We start from the raw sequence: 5,333 nt of genomic DNA on the forward strand, positions 1-5,333 counted from the left end.
TGATGGCACCGGGCGCGCCACCCGACTTGACCTTGTCGACCATGTAACGCGCCGCCGCCTGCCCTGCGAGGAAGGCGCCCTTGAGGTTGACGCGCAACACATGATCGAAGTCGTCTTCGGTGACATCGAGGAAGTCCGCCTGATGGGTGATGCCGGCGTTGTTGACCAGGATGTCGACGTCGCCGAAAGCATCGATGGTCGAGGCGACCAGATTGTGGACGTCGAGGCGCTTGCCGACGTCGGCGCGGACGAAACGCATCTGGCCGAGCTTTGCGAGGTCGCGTTCGGCGGCGACACCTTGCTCCTGATCGATGTCGGCGATGACCACGCGCGCGCCTTCGTTGAGGAAGCGCTCGGCAATGGCATAGCCGATGCCCCTGGCGCCACCCGTGATGATCGCCGTCTTGCCGTCGAGCTTCATGGAGCGCTCCTGCCATTTTGCCGAATCCAGTCGCGACAGTGGCGGGAAGGGGCGGTGGGGTCAACGGATGGTCACAGGTGTTCGCCTCGATTGTGCATTGCCGCCAGCTTCAAGATAAAATAGGATACCCCCCTATATTATAGGAGGCGGCGATGTCGCATGTGATCAAGGAAAAAGCCAAGCTGCTGGCGCGGGTTCGCCGCATCAAGGGCCAGGTTGAGGCGGTCGAACGGGCGCTTGAGGCTGAGCTTGGCTGTGCTGACGTGCTGCAACTGGTCGCGTCCGTGCGCGGCGCCGTCGGCGGGCTGACGGCGGAACTGATGGAAGATCATATCCGCGACCACGTGCTCGAGCCGGCCGACCCAAGGGAACGCCAGCGCGGCGGCGAAGAGCTGATCGATGTCATCAGGACCTATTTGAAATGACCCACGCCCATCCGCACCCGCACGGGCATGACCACCATCATGTTCATCCGCATGCGCCTTTCGCGGCGGCGCATGAACACGTCTTTTTGGGCGACCGTCACGACCGCAACGCGCGACGCACGATGTTCGTCATCGCGCTGGCGACGACGATGATGGTGGTGGAGATCGTCGCCGGCACGATCTACGGCTCGATGGCGCTAGTGGCCGATGGCTGGCACATGTCGACGCACGCGGCGGCGATGCTGATCGCAGCCCTTGCATATGTGTTCGCGCGCAGGCAGGCGCATAATCCGCGTTTCACCTTCGGCACCGGCAAGATCGGCGACCTCGCGGCTTTCGCCAGCGCGGTGATCCTGGCGATCGTGGCGATCCTGATCGGCTGGGAGAGCGTTGGCCGGCTGTTTGCCCCGGTGCATATCAATTTCCGTGAAGCGATCATGATTGCAGTGGCTGGGCTTGCGGTGAACCTTGCCAGCGCCTGGCTGCTGCATGACAGCGACCACGGCCATCAGCATGACCATGGTCACTCCCATGGCGGGCACGACAACAATCTGCGCGCCGCCTATGTGCATGTGCTGGCCGATGCGCTGACCTCGGTGCTGGCGATCGGCGCGTTGATCGCGGGGGCGATCTATGGCTGGCTGTGGCTCGACCCGGCGATCGGCATCGTGGGCGCGCTTGTCATCGCGCGCTGGTCGTGGACGTTGATCCGCGACGCCGGCCGCGTGCTGGTCGACTACACACCGCTGGGCGAGGACCTGCCGGCGGAAATCCGCGAGGCGGTGCAATCGGACAAGGACGTGATCACCGACCTGCATGTCTGGCAGGTCGGGCCCGGTCATCACGCAGCGATCGTATCGCTCAAGTCGAGCGCGCCGGCGACGCCTGAGACCTACAAGTCGAGGCTCGCCCATATCCACGACCTGTCGCATGTGACGATCGAGGTGCAGCCGGCGTAGCATTCGAGCCGCCGCCGCATGCTGTCAACAGGCCCTGGATTTRCCAAGGCTGCCGTCGTCCGCCGTATCGGCTCATTTCAACAACAGCTTCGAAAGTAGTAGCGCGCGGCGAAGCCTGCTACACGCCGATGCGATATGCTTGGGATCTGCAGCATCAATACCTCAGGGAACAAGGTTTCGATGGCAAGCCTCGGGGTGTCGTAGCCAGGGCGGTGCTGCACAGGGCCCGGATCTGGGATACCCGGACTGCAAATGGCGTCGACCATTTCATCGCCTGTTCGCACTATATCGGACGTCGAATCTGGAAGGCTTACCGGAGGAACTCGGACGTCATTTATCCCGGCGTGGATACGAAGTATTTCCAGATCGGCCAAACGAAGGGCGACTATTATTTCACCTCTTCACGCATGGTGCCTTACAAGAAGATACCGCTGATCATCGAGGCCTTCCGGCGCCGGACAAGAAGCTGGTCGTGATCGGCGACGGACCGCAATACAAGGATGCCTTGAAAAAGGCCGGCCTCAATGTCTCCGTCCTCGGCTATCAGCCCGACAACATCCTCCTCAAGCATATGCAGGAAGCGAAGGCCTTCATTTTCATGGCGGAGGAAGATTTCGGCATCGGGAGTCCTATGGGATCTTTGCAAGCTCCGGCATCCTGTTCAATCACGAGTCGCCGTTGCGTGGCCAGGAATTCGTGACACGCAAGATCAGTGTCGGCGCGGCCCGTATCCGGCTTGGCCTGCAGTCCCGCATGACACTGGGCAATCTCGACGCCAAGCGCGACTGGGGATTTGCGGGCGAGTTCGTCGACGGCATGTGGCGCATGCTCCAGGCGGAGGAGCCCAATACCTTCGTTCTCGCAACGGGTGTCGCCACCACCGTCCGGGATTTTGCCACCCAATCCTTCGCGGCGGCAGGGATCGATCTTGATTGGGTTGGGGCCGGGGACAACGAAGTGGGCCAATGTTCCGAGACCAAGCGCCAGCTTGTCCATATCGATCCGACATTCCGCCGGCCTTCGGAGGTCGATCTCCTGCTTGGCAGCCCGGCCAAGGCGGGGCGGATACTGGATTGGAAGCCCGCTACAACGGTAGCGCAGCTGTCGCAGATGATGGTTTCGGCCGACCTCGTTCGTGAAAAGGCAGCCTTTCAATTGGCCCATTGAGGAATGGCATCTGTCAGATCGGAGCGCCTCACATCTTTTCGCCTGGCAAGGCGCTTGCCTGCCTGACCCAGTCGGAGAACTGTCGCTCGTCGAACGGGCGGCCTTCATAGATGTCGAGATAGCGCACGTCGGCCTGCTCGGAGGTACCGGATGGCAGTGGCGAAAGCGACGCTCCCTTGAAGAACGCGACCTTGACGTATTTGGTCAGGCAGTGGAATCCGAGGAACCAGATGCCTTCCTGCATGCCGTAAAAAGGCGAGTTCCACTTCACGGCCTTGGTGACGCCTGGAACCGCTTCGGAGATCAGCGCGTCGAGGCGGCGGCCAACGTCCTGTTTCCAGCCTGGCATGGCGTCGATATAGGACTGGACGACGGCGTCGCCGTAGCCCTTCGCGATCTGCGGGTTGCCGCCTGACAGCAGCTTGGGTGCCGCATCCTTGGCCATCAGGCGTGGCCCTTTGCAGCCGGCAAAGCGTCCTGCCCGCCGCCGAAATAGGGCAGGAAGAACATGTAGATGCCGGTCGGGATCAGTATGGCGAGCGGCGGCAGGGGCAGGTAGTAGAACCACTCGGGCAAGGTGGTGAGGGCCATGCCGGCAAAGATCGATGCGACGATCAGGCTGAAGACGAGCGCGGTCCAGCGATGGACGGTGCGGATCACTGAGTTCATTGCAATATTCCCGGAATTCGATTGACGGTGCCCCGGCGAGGCGACGGTCAGTCCAGTTTTGCCACGACGTCACCCAGCGCGGCGATGAAGCGCGGCCAGCCGACTGTCGCGCCCTGGAAATAGGATTTTTGGGCGGTGGTGAAACCGCGCTGCTCCATGCGCAGTCTGGTGCCTGAAGCGGTGGGGGCGAGCGTCCAGGTGACGACGCTCCTGAGGTCCTTGGTGTCCCAGCGATAGGCGAGCGAGCGGTTCGGCTCGACAATCTCGACTTCGCAATCGACCTGACCCCAGTCGGCGGAAAGCGTGAAGCGGCGGCCTGCTTCGGGGATGAAATCGTTGTTCATCAGCCATTCGGCGATGAGATGGGATTGGGTGAGCGCGCGCCAGAGCTTTTCCGGCGGGTGGGGGAATTCACGCTCGACCACGACTGAGCGTGTCGTTTCCATCGTTTCGGTCATTGGTCCATCCTCTTGAGCAGATTGTCGAGATCGTCGAAGCGGTCGTGCCAGAAGCCGGTCATCTCGGTCGTCCAGTCGATCAGCGACCTGAGTGCATCGCGCTCGGCGCTGTAATAGGTGTAGCGGCCTTCGTGCCGGTCGCGCACCAGCCCCGCAGCCTTCAGTATTTTGAGATGTTTGGAAACCACCGGCTGCGAGACGCCGGCATCAGACAGCAGTCCCACGACTGATGTATCCCCCTCGCGGCAAWGACGCTCGAACAGCCCGCGGCGCGTGGGATCGGAAAGCGCGCGGAACACGGCGTCGTGAAGCTGAGACATAACTCATACCCGATTGACTATGAATAACTCATAGCCAATCGGGTATGAGTTCGTCAATGGGTGGTGATGTCAGGACTGATGGCGCAGGTCCTCGACCCGGCACCGATGCTGCTATAGCCTTTCAGCCATTGCGAAACCGGCGGGAACGGGCATCAAAAACGGGAGGACAAGCAATGACGGCCAAGAACACGATCTGCCTCTGGTACGACAAGGACGCCGAGTCCGCAGCCCGCTTCTACGCCGAGACCTTTCCGAACAGTTCGGTCAGTGCCGTTCACCGCGCTCCCGGCGACTACCCGTCCGGCAAGGCCGGCGACGTGCTGACGGTGGACTTCACGGTCGCGGGCATCCCCTGTCTCGGTCTCAATGGCGGGCCGATGTTCAAACATAACGAAGCCTTCTCGTTCCAGATCGCCACCGACGACCAGCAAGAGACCGACCGCTACTGGAACGCCATCGTCGGCAATGGCGGCCAGGAAAGTGACTGCGGCTGGTGCAAGGACAAATGGGGCATCTCCTGGCAGATCACGCCGCGCGTGCTGACCGAGGCGCTGGCTGCAGGCGGTGGCGAAGCAAAACGCGCATTCGCCGCGATGATGGAGATGAGGAAGATCGACGTCGCCGCGATCGAGGCGGCGCGGCGCGGCTGACGGTCCTAGCCTGCCCTGTTGCAGCCTGACTACGATGCCGGCGCCTAGTTGTGAGTATTCAATTGGTTGTCCATTCGGACCGGACCGAGGAGACTGGAGTTACCAAGCTTCAGCACTCACCGGAGGGTCCGAATGAACATCCTCAAGAATGCCCGTTTGACGCCGTTGCGTCGAGAGGAGATGGCGTCTGCTCTCGACCTCATCTCGGTCATTTCGATCATCTCGGAGATCGTCCAAAAGCTGACTCACCACAGTAGTGGGGGG

Annotated in this window: 11 protein-coding genes; 6 read left to right on the forward strand and 5 right to left on the reverse strand. The window is 61.6% G+C overall.

Annotated features, from left to right (window positions below; translation table 11 throughout):
• Positions 1–421, reverse strand: a 421-nt coding sequence (locus AC1DUU_RS21865; protein ID WP_476785489.1) for an SDR family NAD(P)-dependent oxidoreductase, incomplete at its 3' end; no start/stop codon positions are given.
• Positions 422–573: 152 nt separating this feature from the next.
• On the opposite strand from AC1DUU_RS21865, the gene AC1DUU_RS21870 reads away from it, so the two are divergent.
• The 5 genes from AC1DUU_RS21870 (at position 574) to AC1DUU_RS21890 (ending at position 2,972) form a co-directional block, all read left to right on the forward strand.
• Entirely contained in the window at positions 574–846 is a 273-nt protein-coding gene (locus AC1DUU_RS21870) for a metal/formaldehyde-sensitive transcriptional repressor (RefSeq protein WP_476785490.1), read from the forward strand.
• Positions 843–1,805: a CDF family Co(II)/Ni(II) efflux transporter DmeF gene (gene dmeF, locus AC1DUU_RS21875; protein WP_476785491.1), complete on the forward strand. Its 963-nt coding sequence runs from the start codon at positions 843–845 to the stop codon at positions 1,803–1,805. Before AC1DUU_RS21870 ends, dmeF begins: the two co-directional genes overlap by 4 nt.
• A gap of 344 nt (positions 1,806–2,149) precedes the next feature.
• Positions 2,150–2,281, forward strand: coding sequence for a hypothetical protein (locus AC1DUU_RS21880; protein ID WP_476785492.1), 132 nt, complete (start codon positions 2,150–2,152; stop codon positions 2,279–2,281).
• Positions 2,278–2,505 carry a hypothetical protein gene (locus AC1DUU_RS21885; RefSeq protein WP_476785493.1) on the forward strand — a complete coding sequence of 76 codons (228 nt, stop codon included), beginning with the start codon at positions 2,278–2,280 and terminating at the stop codon, positions 2,503–2,505. The genes AC1DUU_RS21880 and AC1DUU_RS21885 overlap by 4 nt, the downstream gene beginning before the upstream one ends.
• Positions 2,484–2,972, forward strand: a complete 489-nt coding sequence (locus AC1DUU_RS21890; RefSeq protein WP_476785494.1) for a GDP-mannose 4,6-dehydratase — start codon at positions 2,484–2,486, stop codon at positions 2,970–2,972. The genes AC1DUU_RS21885 and AC1DUU_RS21890 overlap by 22 nt, the downstream gene beginning before the upstream one ends.
• Before the next feature lie 28 nt (positions 2,973–3,000).
• Here the strand turns inward: AC1DUU_RS21890 and AC1DUU_RS21895 are convergent, their stop codons facing one another.
• The 4 genes from AC1DUU_RS21895 to AC1DUU_RS21910 are packed head-to-tail and all read right to left on the reverse strand — an operon-like array spanning position 3,001 to position 4,419.
• Positions 3,001–3,417, reverse strand: coding sequence for a DUF1801 domain-containing protein (locus AC1DUU_RS21895; protein ID WP_476785495.1), 417 nt, complete (start codon positions 3,415–3,417; stop codon positions 3,001–3,003).
• The gene (locus tag AC1DUU_RS21900) at positions 3,417–3,641 is read right to left on the reverse strand and encodes a hypothetical protein (protein WP_476785496.1); all 225 of its coding nucleotides are present in this window, start codon (positions 3,639–3,641) and stop codon (positions 3,417–3,419) included. The genes AC1DUU_RS21895 and AC1DUU_RS21900 overlap by 1 nt, the downstream gene beginning before the upstream one ends.
• A 47-nt stretch (positions 3,642–3,688) precedes the next feature.
• Positions 3,689–4,099, reverse strand: a complete 411-nt coding sequence (locus AC1DUU_RS21905) for an SRPBCC family protein (RefSeq protein WP_476785497.1) — start codon at positions 4,097–4,099, stop codon at positions 3,689–3,691.
• Complete coding sequence (locus tag AC1DUU_RS21910) at positions 4,096–4,419, reverse strand: ArsR/SmtB family transcription factor (protein ID WP_476785498.1); 324 nt, start codon at positions 4,417–4,419, stop codon at positions 4,096–4,098. The genes AC1DUU_RS21905 and AC1DUU_RS21910 overlap by 4 nt, the downstream gene beginning before the upstream one ends.
• Positions 4,420–4,592: 173 nt before the next feature.
• Between AC1DUU_RS21910 and AC1DUU_RS21915 the strand changes: the two genes are divergently transcribed.
• Complete coding sequence (locus AC1DUU_RS21915) at positions 4,593–5,069, forward strand: VOC family protein (RefSeq protein ID WP_476785499.1); 477 nt, start codon at positions 4,593–4,595, stop codon at positions 5,067–5,069.
• Positions 5,070–5,333: the final 264 nt, after the last annotated feature.

The organism is Aminobacter sp. P4_H6_2 (genome assembly GCF_056400805.1).